The sequence below is a fragment of the Phycisphaerales bacterium genome, assembly GCA_029268515.1.
GTDB lineage: Bacteria > Planctomycetota > Phycisphaerae > Phycisphaerales > SM1A02 > JAQWNP01.
Window position 1 is genome coordinate 1 of sequence record JAQWNP010000009.1, and the last position, 18,987, is coordinate 18,987.

At 48.7% G+C, this 18,987-nt stretch carries 15 protein-coding genes and 1 tRNA gene; 7 read left to right on the plus strand and 9 right to left on the minus strand.

Annotated elements, in window-relative coordinates; all coding sequences use genetic code 11:
* The 6 genes from P8J86_06420 to P8J86_06445 form a co-directional block, all read right to left on the minus strand.
* The coding region (locus P8J86_06420; GenBank protein ID MDG2054324.1) for a M12 family metallo-peptidase at nt 1-2,546 on the minus strand (2,546 nt) is incomplete at its 3' end.
* Nucleotides 2,547-2,702: 156 nt separating this feature from the next.
* Nucleotides 2,703-2,939 (minus strand): hypothetical protein, encoded by a 237-nt coding sequence (locus P8J86_06425; protein MDG2054325.1) that lies wholly within the window; start codon nt 2,937-2,939, stop codon nt 2,703-2,705.
* A 91-nt stretch (nt 2,940-3,030) separates the two neighbouring features.
* Nucleotides 3,031-4,521 (minus strand): APC family permease, encoded by a 1,491-nt coding sequence (locus tag P8J86_06430; protein MDG2054326.1) that lies wholly within the window; start codon nt 4,519-4,521, stop codon nt 3,031-3,033.
* 9 nt (nt 4,522-4,530) lie between these two features.
* Nucleotides 4,531-5,346, minus strand: coding sequence for a class II glutamine amidotransferase (locus P8J86_06435; GenBank protein MDG2054327.1), 816 nt, complete (start codon nt 5,344-5,346; stop codon nt 4,531-4,533).
* Nucleotides 5,347-6,117: 771 nt separating this feature from the next.
* Nucleotides 6,118-6,873: a class I SAM-dependent methyltransferase gene (locus P8J86_06440; GenBank protein ID MDG2054328.1), complete on the minus strand. Its 756-nt coding sequence runs from the start codon at nt 6,871-6,873 to the stop codon at nt 6,118-6,120.
* 86 nt (nt 6,874-6,959) lie between these two features.
* Entirely contained in the window at nt 6,960-7,163 is a 204-nt protein-coding gene (locus tag P8J86_06445) for a hypothetical protein (protein MDG2054329.1), read from the minus strand.
* Between the two features lie 1,426 nt (nt 7,164-8,589).
* Between P8J86_06445 and P8J86_06450 the strand changes: the two genes are divergently transcribed.
* The 3 genes from P8J86_06450 to P8J86_06460 all read left to right on the plus strand — a co-directional run bounded on the left by P8J86_06450 (nt 8,590) and on the right by P8J86_06460 (nt 12,157).
* Complete coding sequence (locus P8J86_06450) at nt 8,590-9,864, plus strand: hypothetical protein (GenBank protein ID MDG2054330.1); 1,275 nt, start codon at nt 8,590-8,592, stop codon at nt 9,862-9,864.
* A gap of 14 nt (nt 9,865-9,878) precedes the next feature.
* The gene (locus P8J86_06455; GenBank protein MDG2054331.1) at nt 9,879-10,493 is read left to right on the plus strand and encodes a hypothetical protein; all 615 of its coding nucleotides are present in this window, start codon (nt 9,879-9,881) and stop codon (nt 10,491-10,493) included.
* Nucleotides 10,494-10,879: 386 nt separating this feature from the next.
* Complete coding sequence (locus tag P8J86_06460; protein ID MDG2054332.1) at nt 10,880-12,157, plus strand: hypothetical protein; 1,278 nt, start codon at nt 10,880-10,882, stop codon at nt 12,155-12,157.
* 62 nt (nt 12,158-12,219) lie between these two features.
* On the opposite strand, the gene P8J86_06465 is transcribed toward P8J86_06460, so the two are convergent.
* Together P8J86_06465 and P8J86_06470 are read right to left on the minus strand one after the other, a co-directional pair.
* Nucleotides 12,220-13,140 carry an MlaD family protein gene (locus tag P8J86_06465; GenBank protein MDG2054333.1) on the minus strand — a complete coding sequence of 307 codons (921 nt, stop codon included), beginning with the start codon at nt 13,138-13,140 and terminating at the stop codon, nt 12,220-12,222.
* Nucleotides 13,133-13,729, minus strand: coding sequence for a paraquat-inducible protein A (locus P8J86_06470; protein ID MDG2054334.1), 597 nt, complete (start codon nt 13,727-13,729; stop codon nt 13,133-13,135). Before P8J86_06470 ends, P8J86_06465 begins: the two co-directional genes overlap by 8 nt.
* A gap of 238 nt (nt 13,730-13,967) precedes the next feature.
* Between P8J86_06470 and P8J86_06475 the strand changes: the two genes are divergently transcribed.
* The 4 genes from P8J86_06475 (at nt 13,968) to P8J86_06490 (ending at nt 17,531) form a co-directional block, all read left to right on the plus strand.
* A complete protein-coding gene (locus P8J86_06475; GenBank protein ID MDG2054335.1) occupies nt 13,968-14,687 on the plus strand; it encodes a formyltransferase family protein in 720 nt (239 codons plus the stop codon).
* Between the two features lie 83 nt (nt 14,688-14,770).
* Nucleotides 14,771-16,108 (plus strand): MFS transporter, encoded by a 1,338-nt coding sequence (locus P8J86_06480; GenBank protein ID MDG2054336.1) that lies wholly within the window; start codon nt 14,771-14,773, stop codon nt 16,106-16,108.
* Between the two features lie 86 nt (nt 16,109-16,194).
* Nucleotides 16,195-17,403, plus strand: a complete 1,209-nt coding sequence (locus tag P8J86_06485) for a cysteine desulfurase family protein (protein ID MDG2054337.1) — start codon at nt 16,195-16,197, stop codon at nt 17,401-17,403.
* A gap of 55 nt (nt 17,404-17,458) precedes the next feature.
* A tRNA-Lys gene (locus P8J86_06490) sits at nt 17,459-17,531 on the plus strand.
* Between the two features lie 185 nt (nt 17,532-17,716).
* Here the strand turns inward: P8J86_06490 and P8J86_06495 are convergent.
* On the minus strand, nt 17,717-18,931 hold the full coding sequence (locus tag P8J86_06495; GenBank protein MDG2054338.1) for a YbfB/YjiJ family MFS transporter: 1,215 nt from the start codon (nt 18,929-18,931) through the stop codon (nt 17,717-17,719).
* Between the last annotated feature and the right edge of the window lie 56 nt (nt 18,932-18,987).

Below are 18,987 nucleotides of genomic sequence, written 5' to 3' on the forward strand. Positions count from 1 at the left end.
TATGGGCAGTCTGTACCAAACACAACTAAGAATGCTGAGAAGTCAGCAAGATCAACGGTACCACTGCCATCGATATCTTCAACGCAGCCTGAGCACGTTGTACCAAAGGCCACCAAGAAGCTTGAGAAGTCGCTGAGTCCAACAGAACCATCATCATCAAAGTCACCGGCACACGGTGGCTCAGGATCGTTGGTGCAGTTGGTGCAACCATCATTGGGCGTGTTGTTGCCGTCATCACACTCTTCGCCATCTTCAACAACACCGTTACCGCAGACTGACTGTGGTTCGCCAGGTATGAAGTTAATGGTGAGTGATCCAGTCGTGAATCGATTGTCGCAACCATTGGGATCTTCGTCGTAGTTACCATTACAACCGGTATTGGTATCACATTCGAATATCTCAACGTAAAACCGACCGTTTGGATCACTGACGACGCTTGTAAAGTTCCAGGTACCATCATCTTCTGGTCCACCATCAGCTTGACCAGAGAATGGCAAGTAGTAGAAACCATTTTGCTGAGATTCATCAGCAACCAAGATGCCGATATCTGACGACCAGCTATTACTTGCAACGGTTTCGATAAGAATGTCGTCCCAACTAAAACCAGTCACCTCAGCGCCAACGCCGAGATCGATAATCCAGGATTGATTATCTGCGTCACCAAGATTATCCCAGCTGCATAAATCCGTCAGGTCGAGGACATTAGGACCTGGTCCAGTACCACATGTACCTGTCTCACAAGAGGTACCTTCTCCCTGCCAGTTTCCTCCAGTTGCTGAACAAGCAGCTTCTGAGGCAACAACAGAACAGTCCAAGTCAACACAACATGCGCCACTCGAACCGCTGCCACCGGAACAACTCACGTTCAGTGTTCCTGAACCAATTGGATCATCAATATGACCACCCAGGCGAATCAAAATTTGATCGCCGGAGGATACTGAAAGCGTCAGTCGAGAGGAGAAATCGCTGCATCCGCTCGCATCATCGCTACAGCCAATGATGTTTCCTGTTCCGGGAATAACCCAGCTTGAGTAGGCTGCGATTTTAGTATCAAAATCAACTGTCCCACACGTGGAGAATGTTGCCGTTCCATCACATGTTGCGGTATAGCGGTACCAAATGTCATTATTGACGGTACCGTCATTCGCTTCGTCAGAGTCATCACATATACCACCAGCACCATGATCTACACCATCAGTTGTGGCCCCAATGGTGCTAAAGCTTGTGGCTCCATCGGTGATTACAATTGCTTGAAAGAGACCATTATTCGCTGGCGGCTCGCCGCCAGGTTCGCCACAGGTGCCCGAAAGACAATTTCTTGAGTCACGGTGGGCAACTAAAGATGGAATCGTTTCTGTGTCATTGAACGTATTTGAACAAGTAATCGATGGATTCATTGTGTTGCTGGTGCAGCTACAGTGAAAACCACCCCAAAGGTGTCCAAGTTCGTGCGCATGCAGATCGGTCGTACACGCAAAACTACCGCAACAGTCTGATTCACACAGGCTGTAGCGACTGTTTGTACAGATGCCAGCAATCGTCCATGCAATACCAATTGTTCCCCCGTCAATGCTACGGCCCGTGAATAACTGGGCTGTATCGTGTGCAACACCAGACTGATTATTCAGCCATTCTGAACGAAACTGACTCAGCAGTGTTTCAGCATTATTTGATGAGTAGGGATTCGAACCCGATGAAGTACGCACGATGATGGTGGTAATCTCATGTGTCAGACCAACTTCTAGTTGATACTGACTATTCATTGTATTAATGACTTGGTTGACGCGACTCTCTACATTTGATGTGCTACTGCTGTAGTCCTGATAGAACTCGAAGTCTGCATCAATACCTAACTCAGCTACACAAAGAGAACCAACTGATGCCGAGCGATTGGTGATACCAGGATTTTCCTGCTGCACAGGCTTTGCTGGCTGATCAGGTGTACCACACGTACCTCCTGATGGAATGACATCGTCATTGTTATAAGCAACATATTCATCCGGTTCAGCGTCTTGAACTCGGTCACCAATTGGCTCAATCCAGCCACGGTAACCATCAACGATAATCGTGAGATAGAGTCCATCCTCCATCAATGAACCTGAGACGAGCGAGCCAACATGCCCATGCACTTCGCCTTGCACCGTTCGGATGGCACCAGGCTCAACAGGCACAAGACTGCCATCCGCCCGATGCTCAAGAACCTGATAGTTCTTGCTAGAACGCGTGGAGTGTTCCCAGAAGGTGAGATCAACTGGGCCGTATCCTGGCAGTTCAAGAGCCTCAAGTGTGATCGTACGACCAACATCTTCAACCGGATCGACGTCTAGATTGGTAAGCAAGCAATCCCTGAGGCCTAACACTGTCTTCGCACCAGCAATCACTCGAGTGCTGCGATCCAAAGCGGGGCTTTTGATTGGCTGCATCTCGATGCTTGAGACACGACTCGGTTTTCCTGGTGCAACGAAAGCCACGGTTCCAGCAACGACGGCGCCATAGACACATAGACATGTCCATGTTCGCAGACCACCCTTATAAAGCTGTCTCATTCTCTTTAATCTCCTCGGGAAAGCCCCCATCATCAATAATCAGGGCATATAGAGCGTCTCTCGCGCTCACATGAAAAGTACCCCAGATCGGTTCAAGAACAACCGAATTCCAGGTTCAGATATGTCGTACCACATCTCAATATCCGCAAAAATAGACTAATCGGTTGCCTTTTCCATCTTTTTAGACGGAATAACACCATTATTGGCACCCAATGCCGCCAATTGCAACACCGTAAACAGGACCCGCCCCAGTGAAAACCAGTTGCTCGTTGATTTTGGTGACGATTCATCAGGATAGGCTGCACCCGAGATCTCTGGCTGCGGGAGCGATCCATCCTCATAATAGGTAAATGAGGTGGCATCATTCCGCCTTCCTGATGGAAGGCTGGCCACGACGAACTGCCAATTGGCTTCTGGTGCGCGATATGCGAGAAGAACCCCCGCGCATCTCTTGGAAGTGGATCGCTATTGCCTCGCTCTGAGTCTAATGCACTTCTTTTTGATGAGCAGAGGTCTCTACATTCTCATGGGCTAGTAATTCTTCTGGTGGCGCCCAATGGGGTCGCCGAAAGGCGTAAATGATAAATGGCACGATGACGATGATCACGAATGCAGGAACGGTATAAATAACCCACATCAGCTTCCAGTTTTCACCGGCAGCTTCAACGAAGGCTGTCTCAGTTGTGGCTTCTGGGGGGAAACAACTAAGCACAATACCTGCAATACAGGTGATTGTGCCCACCCCAACCAATAGCCAAATACCAATCCAGCCACCTGGAATCTTGTAGCTGCGCTCAACGTGCGGGTGCTTATAACGAAGCACTAAGCAGGTAATGAACATCAGCGCATACATCACGAGATAGACCATGCCGGACACGAGCGTGACGATTGCAAAACCAGCATTGATGTTGATCATCCCCATCACAATGCTCAACGCCGTTACCACAACGCCCTGCACTAAAAGCATCGCAACGGGAACGCCAGCTGAATTGCGCCCTTGCAAGAAAGGTGGCACAACGCCATCGTGCGCAGCGACAGAAAGTGCTTCTGTCGGGCCGATGATCCAAACAATGATGTGGCCGATGGCCCCAATGGCAACACAAGCAGCCATCACCGGCAGCGCCCACTCAAATCCAAACTCATGGAAGAAGGTCTCAAAGACCTGCAAAGGACCAGATTGAAGTTCGAGGTTATTGATTGGGACGAAGATAGCCACAGCAAGGGCGCCAAGAATAGACACCGAGAGAATGATCACAAACGAGATGAAAACCGCCAATGGAATAGATCGCTTTGGCCGTTCAGTCCGGCGGAAGTGCACTGCGTTTACTTCCAACCCGGAAAGGAACGAGAAGACCATCAATACCATGACAATCCTGCCGACACTGGTGAGGTCAGGAATGAGATACTTCGGCTCTAGTGGGGTTTGCGATGGGTGTCCGCTCATGAGCCAATACACCGCCATGATGATGATCAGTAGTAATGGAAAGAGCGTGCCGACGTAGAGGCAAAAGGTCGTCAGAATGCCACTCCAGCGAAGGCCACCGAAGTTCAACAACGTTGCTACCCAAAACACGGCTAAATTGACCGGGACAAGGAAACGCCAGTTCTCGGCGAGGTCTGGATCGAACATGTACGCAATTGCAGCGGTCGCAAAAGCAAGAACACTCGGATACCAGACCACAACCTGCATCCACTGACACCAAACACCCAGAAATGCCATGCGTTTGCCAAGACCGGTCTTGATCCATAGATAGATGCCACCCCGCCCCGGCCATCCCGCTCCAAGCTCAGCTGTCACAAGTGTGATGGGTATAAAGTAAACGATTGCAAAGAACACATAGAAGGTCACAAGACTGAGACCATAGGACGCCATGTCTGGCAAGCCTTCAAGACCAATGACAATCGCTGTGATCATCATTGATAGAACAAATGGGCTCAGTGACTTCTGGTTTGGTTTATCGGCTGATTGATGCATAAATTAGGCCTAGACGGGGTCAAATATGTTCGTTGTGACGTTTCCATGATGTGCCACGAGAACGGAACCCGTTTCAATCGGCTCCCAGTGTTCGCTTATGTCATCAAGAGGCTCTGATAATATCAACATGCCATCTGATGATGCATTCTTTAGATCACCACATACTTCATGTAGCGCTTTCTCAGATCGGCTGTGATAGAGAGTCGGTGCCTCACCGTCTGCACAAAATCGTACAGCGATGATTCTTTGACCATCCGAAACAGACACGGTCATTCGGAACGGCTCCTTAACCCCTGCTTTATTTCGAGCATCACAGACAGCCTTCGCCATGCCGTGCAATCCTCGAACAGGGTCATCCTCCAAACCATGGGTCAATGCCAGATAGAACATTGTCTCACTATCAGTGCATCCCAACATAAACGGATAGAACTCAGGATCAATCGAGAAGTCTAAATCACGCTTAATTTTCTCGAATTCCCCAATCGACCCATTATGTTGAAAAAGCCAACGACCATGCTTAAACGGATGACAGTTGGTTCGTTGAATTGGCGAAGACGTTGCTGCACGGACATGTGCGAAGAAAAGCTTTGTGCAAATCTGTTGGGAGAGCGCCCGTAAATTTAGGTCATGCCAAGCCGGCGTTGTATCACGAAAGATACCTGGTTCGGGTCGTCCATCAAACCAGCCAATACCGAATCCATCCCCGTTAGTCGCGTAAACAGATCGCTGCGCATTGATACTTTGATTAATAAGCGAATGCTCTGGCCGAACCAAAAGAGTATCCATAAAAATGGGTGATCCAATATAAGCCAGCCATCGACACATTTATAAAAAAGCTCCTTTGCAACTCCGAGCGAGCATTGTAGTTGATGCGCAGAATGACGCTGCCAATCAAATATGGTGCTCAGATCATGAAAGCCACAATCGACTTCTTGATGTCTGTATGCATGTAAAGCGCAGAAATATCCAAAGCCAAAAAGCTCACCGCCCCGGACAATGTCCGAGGCGGCGAAGGAGGGGAGGAAGAGCAAGGTAGGACGAGAACTAAATCTCGTTTGGCAAGAGCCGTTCGGCCCCGACATTTAACTACATAAGAAACATTGCTAAACTTCGGACCTCGCCCCCGATAAGTCATTATCAGTCTTCATTGATCGAACAAATGAAACGGAAATACAGTGATCTTCTTTTTGAGCCGCTTTTATTTTTTAAGATGGGTGATGCGACACTGATCCCAATTTGGATTTCGCATGTCTTAACTGCGTGAAGTAACGTATGCACAGAGACAAAAGATGGTGCCAATAGGCTACAGAAGAAAGACCCCCTTTCCACATCTCATCAATTATCAAATCGCCAGGACTACCGCATTTACCTGAGTAAGTGATACTCTTTGCAACTGGATTGATGTAGGAAGTGACAGCTTTTCCACCTAGATCTGCCCTATCTAAATCTAACCACAGCGACAGTGAAGGAGCCGGCAATCGCCCGAAGGCGCCTACCGATATCCTGAAAGATGCTGTCTTTATGTAATGACCGCTGAGAATTTCCCGCCCACGGTAGGTACAAGTTCTGCACCCCCATTAGCACAGCGTGGCACACTCAAACGAGTTGGTCACGGCTCCACACGCCCAGACAGCGCCGGTACACCGCATCGTGGGATCCATGATCCTCAATAGAGCGCAAGGGCGAGGGGAGGTCGAAAGGCGCGATTTGCAAGTTGAGGGTGTTTGTGCCGCCAGTCAATCCCCTTGGGTTGAATTTCACATCTGGGAAGGTTGTGGTAATCAGGTAACGACAGGACGAGCGGCAGAAGTTGTCAAGAACTTTCTGCGCCAGCTCCAAGGATAGGTGCTGGAGGCAATCGCGACAGAAGAGGGCATCCACGTCTGGCAGTGAATCGGTTGTTAGATCGATAACGCGGAAAGTGCGGCCGGAATCACCGGCGTACTCAGCAGTCAGTTTTTCGATCAGTGCTGGGACGATATCGCCGCCGACGTACTGGTCAACGCCGAGTTCGACCTTTCGCATCCAGTAAAAGTCTCCGCAAGGGGCGTCCAGCATCGACTTGATGCCAAGTTCGGCAAGCAATTCTGGCAAGTCGCTGCGCAGGGATGCCGTAGCATCCATAGTAGATCCGCCGCCAGAGGCTGACTCTTCGCTGTTCCAGTAGTTCTCCTCGTAGATTGATGTGAAGATCTCTTGAGGGGTCTTGTTTTCCAACGCCCAACGCCGCTGCTGACGTTTCCGCATACTGGGCAAGATCGAGCGAACAGCGTGTGCTAAGCGCGGAAAGCGCAACTTCAACTGTCCCATGATTTGACGTTGGGACTTGCTGGAAGAATTCTTTAAAGTCATAAAACTGTCCTTTACTTCTTCTTTGGCTGCCAGGCTGAACGCTCATTATCTCAATCACGCCTACAGCAACTAAGGTCATCCCTACCTCACCAGACTTCATTGTTGCAATAATTGTAATGCCTGGCCCAAATTACCCAAGTTGTTGTATTCCGTTTCTTCGTCCTAGTTGATGGATCCTTCATAAAATCGTCGTCGCCATCTCTTCCTGCAGCCAGCAGCGCAGGCACTTGCTCGGCCAGAATTGCAGCTACGGCTTCATATAGCCATTCAATATGATTGGTGCCGTCCATATGACCATGTTCAAAGCCTCTAAATAGATCCTTTGCTGTTTCTCAGATGGCGTTATCGTCATTCTGATCGCCGATCAGGCATTTAAGATCTCATTTCAGACTGCAGAGAGACCGCCTCTTGGCTGTGCAAATCGCCTCTGATCGCGTTTCGAAAATATGCAGAGTTGGAGGGTGCCAATAGGCTGAAAAAGAAGAAAGACCCCTTTTCCATATCTCATCAATTATCAATTCGCCAACCCTCCTAAGTAAGGGATACTCTCTGCACCTGGATTAATGTATGAAATGACAACTTTTCAATCTGGAACTGGGCTATCAATCTAAATACAGCAAAGGAGCAGGCAAGCGCCCGAAGGCGCCTACCGAACTCCCGAAAGATGCTGTTCTGATGCAATGACAGCTGAGAATTTTTCACCAACAGCAGCCATCAAGTTCTAGGAAGCAATAAGTCCGTTCGCAGACTGTCCTTTTTAACCTCTTTCTTTAGAACAACTTGTCTTGCAATTCGGCGGTAGGCACGATCCCCCGGCAGCCGAGGTGTGGTCAATATGAGATAGTCAGCATCACCCAAAATTAGTAGCGCAAAACAATCCTTATGACATGGCCTGATTTCGATGGGCATATTACGCAAAGAAAACCGTAACCGTTTCACTGAGTAATTCGCTAGCTGGCTGAGCAGTTGTGCTGGCGATCCGGTGATTTGTAGTCTTTGTGGAGGGTCGTGTAATTCATTGGCACAATGAAAGCTCCGGTCATTTGGGAAGTCCAGCTGAAGCTCAACTTGGCCCCTGAGCCCTTGGGTTACTGGCCAATCAGTGATCATTGCACCTGAGAGGGTCACTGATATTCGCCGGATACCTTTTTTCGTTTCAATCTCACACCATCCACGTAAAAGGCCATCCTCCGGTTGAGAATTGATCAGTTGAGCCCCCCCTGTTGGCTTCCCAACAAGCTGCTGGACATTGCTATGACACGTTTTCGATATGTGAGGGGGTTTAATATCAGCACAAGTGGGCTTTGTAGTCAGAACAAAGGGTGTGATCCAGATGACCATGGTCCAGCATCTCCAAATTAGGTTTCTAGGCTCATCGATGCTTCCATTGTCTGTGTTCTCGCTCCATGAGCGGCTATTTAGTGGTGTATTTCTGATTTTTCAAAAAGCACCATGCCCGAGCAAAAGAACGTCTCAATTGCGTTTTCGCAATTTCTAAGGGTTACATAGTCAATCTAATAGATCCTATTGCTATGGAATAAGTTGTACGTAATCACAAGGAAGTGGGAGTACATATTTCATCTGAAGAAAGAGGGTGCCCAAGAGAGCGAGCTCATACAACCCTTTGGTCAATTCCAAGACACAGGTAGTAATTGGAATTCGTATTAGAAGGATTGGAAGGAGCTTGTAAAACAGGGAAAGAAAGTGAGGTCACAATTGAGCGTAGAAATTAAAGATGAGACTAGGAAACATCGCCTGGAACGATTACTAGATCTTGCCCAGGCTTACAAGGGCTGGACTCGGAAAGAACTGGCCAAAGCACTTGGCCGCGATCCCGCTAATCTTGTACCAGCCAGCGGAAACCCAAAACTTGATTACGTTGTTGATCTAGCCGAAGTTCTAGACTGGCCAATTGGTGATGTTGCGGAAGTGTTGTTTACTCATGCCGAAATTACAACTCGTTCACAATCTAAAGGTGGCCAAAAAGATGAGTTCGAGAACTTCAAAGATTATCACCATGCGTTGTTTGAAGCTCAGAAACTCGGTGAGTATTCAGCAATTCTCACGTTAGCAGTTGAGGCCAAGCAAGTCGCTGAAGAACCTGACCAGCGTGCACTAGCTGCTCACTACGAAGCCCTGGGTTGGGATGGCCTAGGCCGCTACCATCGTTCTCTCGAAGCTTCTCAAGACGGGCTGAATGAGCCTATCTCTGATATTGATCTACGTTTCGCACTTGAGACCGCGCTCGCCAATGCACACTACAGCCTTTGGCATCTCGCTGAGGCACGAGCGACCTCCGGCGAGATCATTACTTGGTACCGCCAGAATCCAGCATCAACATCAACCGGTAAGTATGCAGAAGCACAAGCTGTCTATACACGAGGCCATGCTCTTCGAAGAATTGCTGGTGTCTCTCCATGTATGACCAAATTAGGCATCTCACGAAGCCGTGCTGATCTTGAACGAGCGCTCCGACTCTGGAAAGAACTTGCAGTGGAATACGATGATAGCTGCGACGGAATCGGCAACATTTGCCATGCAGGTATTATCGAACTCGATGTCATGGATGAAAAGCGTATCGCTGAAGATGCCTTAGCTGAGATTTGCCGAGGTCTTGAGAGCGTCATCGAACCCAATAAAATGCCCATTGGCAACTGGCTAGAGAGCTATGGGTGGTGGTGCGTCTTTGGTTGCAATATTGCTCTTCGACACTTGACCAAACAACGCGATGTCCAACATTACATGGCACTGTTCACCAACAAAGCTGATGAAATTGCTAATCGCCTTGGCAACTGGTCACTTCGGGAACGGGTTTTCACCATGCAATTCCTAGGCCACCAACACTTTGTTGGCTGGGCGGGGCGTGAATTGCCTATGACCATCGACTCCGATGATATCCGCCTCATCGCTGGCACCATGGGGCGATTCCCAACCTTTAGACGTACTGGATGGAAAATTCTTAACACTGCTCATGTCATCAAAGACAAATGAAGGGAGGTAAGACCATGAAATTGACTAAACTAACAACTCTTTTAGTAACAACGGCAACAGTCTGCCTTTCTTGCAGTTTCGCGAGTGCTACGGGGCGAGGAAATACTATCCTTAGTGATGTGTACCTCTATCAGTACGGAATAAAAATAGAACCCCGTGACACAAATTCTAATCCTACCGTGATGAGTTTAATGGCTGCTATTGGTGGCCTTCCACCATCTGCAAACATGAATTCAATACTGAGCAATACAGTTGACACTGATCTGCTGAATGCCATAGGTGGGTTCAATAGCTTTGATTCAGGCAAACGCCCGAGCTACTTCTCTGGCCTTGGGCAAGCAACAAATTTGGCTATACCTGGTCAAGTGATGCTGCTACCCATCGATGTCAATGCTGATTACACCATCAGTTCTTGGGTTGCTTCAGACACGTTCTTTCCTGATATTGAGAGTCCAGCTAGTAACATCGATGCCTCTATCCTCAATCCAACGACGGTTGGATCGGGTATCAGTATGGATCATCATTCAGTTAGCTTGGATGATGTAAGCAGTAATGCTGTACCTGCCCCTGGTGGTATCGCAATCTTAATGGGAGCTCTTCTATGCGGCCGACGCCGACGGAGGGATTAATCCTCGAAAATTAGAGTAAGCCATCAGGCTTCGGCACCAGCCGGATGGCCCTCTTATGAGACCGTGATGTCCTTCAAAGCCTGTTTTAGCCATAAATTGGTTGCAACAGAGGCTCTTGTGGGGCATCGCGGTTTTCATCATTTTTGCTTGAATCTCAATTCGGACCGAGTACCTTTGAATATGGCGATGGCCCTGCAAGGATCATCGCTGATGAGATTTGGCTGCCAAACTTGTGGCCAGATCCCGCATGCACCGTCCTTGTGGTGGGGGGCGACTGGCGTGCCATAACTTTTATGCTAGTTGATCACGGTCAATGGGTCGCCTTGCCCTCATCTATGAGCTGAGGGCGACGATCAAGCTGAAGTCCAACGAAGGACGAGGTTGTGGTGAACAATACGACGACTAATCGTAGAGACCGCTTACACCAGCTCTTTGAACTGGCTCGCTCCTACCGCAACCTGACATTGAGCGAACTTGCCGCTCGAATGGACCGCAGCCCTTCTAACATCCTACGCCAGGGCGACAACCCAAAGCTCGATCTCATCATTGGCTTAGCCAATTGCCTTGATTGGACAATAGATGAAGTGACTCGGTTTATCTGGAGTGGAAAATCCACCGCCAAGATTGATCATCAAGGCACCCCCGCTAGTTCCGGGCCTATAGCAAGTTTGTCATTTGCCAATCTCGAAAACAGGGCTCGTCAGGCGCGCGAGAAGGGGCGCCTGGGAGCTCTCATTGAGACGGTTGATCAAATGCAAAAATCAGCCAAGACGGTCAAGCAAAGAGCATCTGTTCTTCTCAGCCGTGCAATCATTGCCGCGGCGAGTGGCAATCCATCTCAACAGGAGCATGCTGGTCAACAACTGGTCATTGACGAGAGACTACCTCAAGAGTTTAAATTGATGGGATTGGCACAAATTGCCCAAGCGAATCTATCACTTGGCCGCTTATCTGCCGCGAACGATCATGCCAAGGCTGTGATTCGGCACACCCAAGATCTTGTGTTTGATATCGACGATGAAGTGACCTGTGAAAAATATAGAGCCCGGGCAGCCGCCCAAGAAGTCAGAGGCCATCTTGCCTGCCGACAACTGAACCGCCCTATTGGACGTTGGAAGGTTAACACAGCTGCATGCCGACGTGATGCCTCTCAGGCCAGACGTTGGCTAGATGGAACATATGATGAAGTTCGCCCTGACCACATTACCGCTTCTATTACTCGATGTAATGCTGCGTTAACTGAGCTGGATGTAGCACTTGGCAACATGCAAGCTGATGATGCTGTTGCGATGCTTCAGTCTCAAATTAGTGAGCAAGTACCTTTGCATCATGACCTCGTAGAAAGCCTTGGATGGGTGTGTGTTTATGGTGCTGACATTGCAATGCGATTTATGTCCCCGTCCCGCCAACAGCAATGTTCACTGGGCACGTTCTCAGAGAAGGGCTTTGAACTTGCTGACAGGATTGACGGATGGCAACTTCGAGAACGCCTTCTCACACTTGATTACGAGGGCAATAAGATTCTGGAATCTGAGCAAAAAAAGAGAATCACCCGCATCATTGACAACGATGATGTACGCCTGATTAATTCAACGATGAGACGCTTTCCAAACTTTCGAAGCATCGGGCTCGATATATTGACAAATAGTGAACTGTCTTTTTGATACCGCTCGATATTTCTCTTCCAAAAGATATCAACGTCAGCACGGTCTTCGATCACGCATTCTTAGAAATTAGGAAGTGGCTTTGTGGGACGATCGCCCTCAGTGTCCTCAGGCTGTTTTATGGACGGCTTTAAGTTAGGCGACCATTCCAACCAACTCTCTTTTAAAGATTCGGCGAGATCAAATCGAGCGCCACTTTGTGCCTCCACACCTGCATCCGTTGGCGTTGCCATTCCAATACCACCAACAAGAAGTGATGAAAGTGACTCCGTCTTAACTGTGGCTCCAAAAAGGCTCAGATCAACGCCGATCCCACTCGTGTTCCAAAATTTCGAGTTCACCCGCACCAGATGGGCATACCTACCTTTTATTGCACACTTAATTTGAACCTTCTGACCTGTGGGCGAAAGTTGAACTGAAGAAATGCTTCCGATAGTCATGTGCCGATATTCAACTGGCGAACCAGCCCTAAGGCTTCCTCCCTCATTGGCCTCAATGATGATATTGACTGCATGCTCGTCACCCATCTCAGCTGGACTTTCTAACAAACCAACAAAGTGTGACTGTTGTTGACCAGTACCAGGCTGCACACTGATGTATTGCTGACCAAGTACAGTATCGAGTCCAGAAACACCGCCAAGACCAACTTCTGGATGCACGATCCAAAACACTGAACCCTTAACTGCGAGGCGCCGGGCCGTCCTTTGCAAAACAACAGTGACAACAACTTTAGATAGATCGTCGTTGAGATCAACAGCTTTGACTGAACCAATGCGAACACCCCGATACTTAATAGGCGCCCTCACTTGCAGGTTCTGTCCATTCTGAAACTCAATTTTAATTGTTGGACCAGCGTTCATAACGTCTACCCAGATCACCACCAGACAAACCAATAGCGCAAGGATCGGAATGATCCAGACCCAGACCATTTTTGATTGACGAGGTTTGACGGAAGCAAACGGCAATTGATCTTGTTCAGTCATTTGCTGAGTCCCATATCAACTTTGGGTTAAATGTCGCCGTTGAAAGCAAACTAAACAACACAACCATACAGAAGAAAAAGGCACCAGGCCCTGGATAGACGTTAACCCAGGATCCAAGCTTGACTGCTGCAACCAGAATTGCGATCACAAGAACATCAAGCATCCCCCACTTTCCAACTAAGTCAATCGTACGAAATGTCCAAACACGATGACTTGGCTTAAGCGCAAAGTTACCCATACAAAGCAGAAACATACCTAAGATTTTTATTGCTGGAATAATGATTGAAGCGATCAATATAATCAGAGCAATAATCCAATCACCTGATTGAACAAGACTAACCACACCTGACCAGATAGTTGTCTTATTGACATATCCCATCTGAGACAGTTCAAGAACAGGCAGAGCCATCGCAAATGGATAAAAAATGAGTGCTGTCGCGGCCAGTGCGGCGGTCAGCTGAATATTCCCACCATGCGACTGTTTTAGATGTGCGCTGCAACGTGAACACACTGAACGCTCATCAGGTGCAATATGTCCAACACGCTGAATCAAACCACATACTGGGCATGCATGGATCTGACTTGACATTTGCACCGCCATTTAAAAACAACCTCTCTTTTGCTTCAAGGGATATCGGCCGAATGAGTCTAACGACGATGAAATAAGTATCTCCTTGACCGAGAATACCATCTATGGGTTGCACCGCTAAGATGCTCCTATCAACCAGCCAAGCAAAAAGATTCGCATCGGTATTCTGACAGGCGAGGATAGCCTTTGGAGCGTTGGGCAGTGGCGCCGCACTGCCACCACTCTTCGCAACGCGGGCATGGACGTTGTTGGCTTATGGTCAGTCAATGAATCTACTAGCCAATTTCACCAAGAAGATATTGGCACTTGGTACCGGAAGACTTTTGGCCTCTGGAATTTTATAAAGTTCTGCGCCTATGCGTGTGCCATTTGGACAGGACGACTCATTTGCCGCCATCCAATGACATTCCCGAGTCTATGCCGGCGTCAGAACATTCCTTATTGGGCAATTCAAAACCCTGACGATCCAAGACTTCACGAATGGCTTGATGAACAGGACGTTGATGTGCTTGTCATACTCACCTCACATATTCTAAAAGAACCACTGCTTTCAAAAACACGCCTAGGCATACTCAATAAGCACACGGCACTACTACCCTCATACCGCGGCCTCTTTCCATACTTTTGGGCTTCTATCGACAAGGCGCCACAAGGGATCACCATTCACCTAGTTGATGAAGGTATTGATACAGGAACGATCATCTGCCGTGAAGCGATTGGCGGCAAAGCAACTCAATCAATGTCTTCGTTCTACGCCCACGCAGATCGGATGTTTCCAGATCTACTCGTCCAAGCAGTTACACGGCTGCATCAAGATAGCGCAGCAATTGAGCCACTTCCTCAGATCAAAGAAAGCTATAAAGGTAAGCCCAAAAGATCTGACTACGTCAATTTTCGAAAAGCAGGAGGAAAGATCACAACGCTGCGGGACGTGTTCAGGGCTCTGACTTGGGGCTAAGATTAGGTTCTCATGCGTTCTCTACTTTGATCAGAGAGTTGTTATGTTGATGAACCTAGCTTCAATGACTACCTTCGCACCATATGAGTGACCTTAAAGGCAATCAACCTGAGCTTTGGACGAGAGGTTTTCTGGGACTTCAGTTGGCTCAGTTTATGGGTGCATTCAATGACAATTTGGTCAAGATAGTTCTCATGCTCATGGTTGCCAGTGAAAGTGGCAACCTATGGGCTGGTGATCTCGGCCCAGGCGGGCAATCATATATCTCATTGCTCATGACCATTCCCTTCCTATTGCTACTGGATTTTTCGGGTCGATGTGCTGACCGTTTTTCCAAACGCCGCATTATCTTTTGGGTTAAGGTTTCTGAAATTCCCATCAGTATTATCATTGCTATTGGACTCATCGCAGGCAGCATCTGGTTGACACTCATCGGATATGCCTTGCTCATGATGGAAAGTGCTTTCTTTAACCCATCAAAGTACGGCATGATCCGTGAGGTCATCATGACTCGTCAGCTGAGCCGTGGTAACGGCCTGATGAACATGACCACGAACATGGCTATCATTTTGGGTACGGCAGTTGGCGGCCCACTCCTGGGCTTCGGCTACTGGCCCGTTGGCGCTGCGATCATCATCATCTCCATTATTGGTTTTTTGGGCGTCTTTGTGATCCCCCCACTACCAGCTATCAAACCGACTACCGCCCTCACCCCATGGCCCGGAGCCAGCTCTATCAGAACGCTGCTTGGTATGCGTACCCGCCATCCTGTGGAATCGCATCAACAAATCCACGCAGGCCACAGATACCATCCATTGCTTCTCATAACAATTCTTTGGGCTTGGTTCTGGTTCGCAGCCGTATTGGTGATGCTTATTGTGCCTGAGTACAAAGGCCTCTTGAATGTCTCAGACGCTGCAACCAGTGGCATGCTTGCCTTACTCGGTATTGCGATCGGCATAAGCTGTGCGGCGGCTGGGTACATCTCTGGCGGGCGTGTTCGCATGTCACTGATACCATTTGGAGCCTTTGGGTTAGCTTTATTTTTCCTACTGTTAGCGGTCTTACCCCCAAGCTATTGGTTAGCCGTATTCCTTTTATGCCTCGGGGGTTTATCGGCTGGATTTTATCTTGTTCCCTTACAAGCACTCATCCAACAAGCAGCACCAAATGATATGCGGGCTCAATATGTTTCTAGTTCGAATTGGCTTTGCTATTTACTCATGACCATCGCAGCTGTCGTTTTCAAGATCGCCAGCACCATGAACATACAAATCGGCTGGATCTATGGTTTTTGCGCGGTGACGATGGCATTGACACTCATACCCTTGATTCTCTACCGCAAGTTGCTTTGTGTGGCTGAAGGATGCGGATTTGATCAACCGAATATCTTGGCTACCAGCCTCACTGACTCCAGGTAAGAGATCCAGAAAATCATGCCCTTTTAGCCGATAAGTCTTTTTTTGCCTGTTCTGGTACGACCCTCACTCGATTACAATAGACCAACATGGAATCGATTTATTTAGACAATGCAGCGACGACCTGTCCACTTCCTTCTGTTTGCGTAAAGATGCAGCAAGTTCATGGAAGCTGCTGGGGCAATGCGTCCAGTAGCCATCGTGTTGGCCAACAAGCCCGCAGAGAGGTGGAGCTTGCTCGTGAATCTGTGGCCAAACTGATCGGGGCGCAGCCTGCTGAAATTATATTTACCTCTGGCGGTACCGAATCATGCAACCTGGCTATTAATGGCACCTTGGCATGCCTACCAAATCATCGCAAAGTGATTACGAGTCGCCTAGAGCATAGCGCCGTGCGCGGTTCACTCAAGGACATGGATGGCAAAGGTATAGAAGTGCTTTGGCTTCCTAATGATGGCAGTGGTGTCGTTGATCTTGATGTACTCAAGACGATGCTCAAGGATAACAGTGACGAGATTGCATTGGTTTCTGTGATGTGGGCCAATAATGAAACTGGTGCTATCCAGCCAATTGAAGAAATCTGCGAGATATGTCATGCATACGATGTCCGCGTGCATACAGATGCCACACAGTGGATTGGGAAGATGCCAACAGATCTGGCCTCATTGCCCGTGGATCTTCTGAGTTTTACAGGACATAAGTTTCATGGGCCAAAGGGCACGGGTGTCCTTTATGTTCGCGCTGGTTGTGATCTATCACCGTGCGTGACTGGTGGGCCGCAAGAACGAGGACGAAGAGCCGGCACTGAAAATACCGCTGGGATTGCTGGGTTAGGCGTCGCATGCGACGAAGCTCGTCAGTGGCTCGATGAAGATCACTGGCGGCACAGACGAGAGCTGCTCAGTCACTTCGAGCAAAGCTTACTAGAAGCTGTTGATGGAGCTTGGCTTAACTCCGGCGCCGTCACTCGACTATGGAGCACGACCAACATTGGTTTTCCTGATGTCACAAGCGAGATGATGCTCTTAGCACTCTCCGAACGCGGTATCTGCTGTAGTGGTGGCTCTGCCTGCTCAAGCGGTTCTACGACAAGATCTGCCGTCCTTGAGGCATTAGAGTTGCCAGATCACATTCCGCATGACCGCTGCCACGCCTCACTCCGCTTTAGTATTTGTCGTCATACCTCCTCTGAAACGCTGGAAGAGGCTTTTCACATCATCGTGGAGGTACATCAACGCTTATCGCAGATGGTGATCGCCTCAGAGACCCCGAGTGTCTGCATTGAATCGGATTCTTGACGACGTCTCAAGCGGGTTTACAATCCTCGTCCATCTTTAGACACTGGTGACGAAAGCCCTGTTAGCTCAGTTGGCAGAGCAGCGGATTCTTAATCCGCGGGTCGCAAGTTCGAGTCTTGCACAGGGCATTTCTAGACTATTGCCGCCTTCTCAATCCAGTGGTAACCATGGCGTAGCTGACTTCCCGCTGGCGTGTCCTTTTCAGGATGACTGTATTAGGACCTTTAGCCTCAGACTTCAACCGAGCTAGAGGAGTCATCAAGAAACAAGGCGCCTTTGAAATCCGGATCAATTACCGTGAGCAGTGTCATGGCTAACAAACTCTTTTTGGAAGAGATTCAGTCAACCAACTCAAGATCACGCAGGCCGTTGCCACAACCATAACGATACCGCCTATCAGGAACAACGTTGGGTAAGACACGCCTCGTGACAGCATAGAACTGAGCCCATAGCTTCCAGCTATCCATCCAAATGCCGCACTAAAAGTGATCAAGCCCCAATAGTGTGCGTGTCGTGATAAATCAACAATGTCGCGGGTGCGCAATGCTGTCAGCGCTACACATTGAAACAAGAATACACCGTTAAGAAATCCAGCTGCGGTCACCAAAACAAGTGAACTCGTCCACAGCACCATAAAAATAGATAGAACTCCAATGAGATAATTGAAAACCAAAGCTAATTGATTTCCCATAAAGCGACTCATGATGCCACCTAAAATAGCTCCGACAAAGCAGCCCACACCATAAAGAGAAAACAAGGTACTACTCAAACCGATACCGGCTTTGAGATACACATGCATATAGTCAACTAAAAAGATCGCGTGGGGTGTCACCGCCACGGCGGCTAGCACATACGCCATACCCAAAAAGAAGAGTGGTAGTTTTTTGCATGAATCCAGCGCCTCTAGGGCTTTATTTCGCTTTTCCGGGGTACCAGCTGCAGTTGAAATCAGGCGCCAACTGACAATACCCCCGACCAGCGTCAAAACCGCCTCAAAGAGCCAACCATCTCTCGGCCCCTGCCCAACAAAGTAAGGCAAGAACAGGCTGACAAATACGATCGCGGCTCCGGCACCACTAAAGATAATCCCACCACAAATGCTCTTTGCCTGGTCAGATACATGCTTCAGCATCACTGCTGGCGTATGAATGATGAGTGCCGCGCCGCCAAGGCCCGTGATAAAACGACCCACCGCCAGCCAAACAAAGCCTATGTCCCATGCACATATGAGCAGCCCTGTAAATGCCGCAAGCAGAGACCAACGCATAAGTGGACGGACACTGACCACACGCGGGAGCCAAATAGCCACTGCACAGCCAGTCATATACCCAAGAAAGTTACAAGCTCCCAAGTACCCAGCGCCCGCTTTATCAACCCACCCCGCCTCGATAATTGATGGCACGATCGGCGTGTAAGCAAATCTCGCCATGCACAAACCAATAGCTATTAAGCAGAACCCCGCAATCGTTGCATAGGCAAGACTGAGCTGTCGCTCTGGCATATACCTGGAAGCTATTGAAGTGTTCATTGAAAGTGCGTTTCCGATACCACGATAACCGTCGTAAGTTCAACCGATTGTTACAT